General features: G+C 65.1%; 1 protein-coding gene. It reads left to right on the forward strand.

The window, feature by feature from the left end; genetic code table 11:
• Positions 1-24 precede the first annotated feature (24 nt).
• Positions 25-1,017, forward strand: a 993-nt coding sequence (locus PXG97_RS21435; RefSeq protein WP_276499894.1) for a polysaccharide lyase family 20 protein, incomplete at its 3' end; no start/stop codon positions are given.

The following is a 1,017-nucleotide window of genomic DNA, read 5'->3' on the forward strand; positions in this document are numbered from 1 at the left end:
ATTTCACTTTTTAGCCAAAGAAAAATGAATTTGAGATTCAAGTATATCCTTATGCCCCTACTAGCGGGGGCGGTAGCAGTTTCATGCGACAAAAAAGACCTGGAGGAGGTAAGCCCTAGCGCCTCGCTGGGGGCAGAGGGCACCAGCGCCGCCACCGCGGCCAACCTGCTCTTCAACGAGACCTTCGAGGACGGCTCGGGCTTCGACGGCATCAAGCAGCAGTCCAGCACCAGCTACGGTTTCACGGTGGCCACCAAGCCCGTTTTCGAGGGGGCCCGGTCCGGCCGCTTCGAGCTGCGGGACTCCGACTCGGAGGCCAGCGGCGGCACCCGCACCGAGTTCCTCTTCCCCGAGGACACCAAGGCCCGGGCGGGCTGGTACTCCTTTGCCGGCTACTTCCCCTCGTCGGAGTACGCTGACGAGTCGAGCCGGGACATCATCACGCAGTGGCACCAGGGCTCGGGCTCAGGCTCGCCCACCACGGTGCTGGTAGTGGAGAAGGGCGAGTTCGTCATGCACGTGGGCGAGGCGCGCCTGCCGCTGGGCAAGATGAGCAAGGACGTGTGGCACCAGTTCGTCTTCCACGTGGTGCACTCCGCCGGCTCGGACGGGCTGGTAGAGGTGTGGCTCAACGGCCAGAAGGTTGCCTCCCGCTCCGGGGCCACCATCAAGTCGGGCTTCGACCTTCCGCGCTGGAAGGTGGGCATCTACAAGTGGGACTGGAACGGCAGCGAGACGACCAGCACCAAGAAGCGGGTGTGGTACATCGACAACGTGCGCATGGGCAGCGAGAAGGCCAGCCTGAGCGAGATGTCCTCCGGCTCCGGCTCCGCCGGCTCCGGGGCGGCGACCGAGCCGGCACCGAGCCCCTCTGAGCCGGCTCCGGCTCCTTCAGATGCAGATGCTGGCGGCTCGCAGGTGACGGGCTTCACGCTGGTGGACTCGCACACGGAGAAGGGGGTGCTGTCGATCACCGACGGGGCCACCATCAGCCTGAGCTCGCTGGCCAACACCAAG

The sequence above is a fragment of the Pontibacter litorisediminis genome (assembly GCF_029360645.1).
Classification (GTDB): Bacteria; Bacteroidota; Bacteroidia; order Cytophagales; family Hymenobacteraceae; genus Pontibacter; species Pontibacter litorisediminis.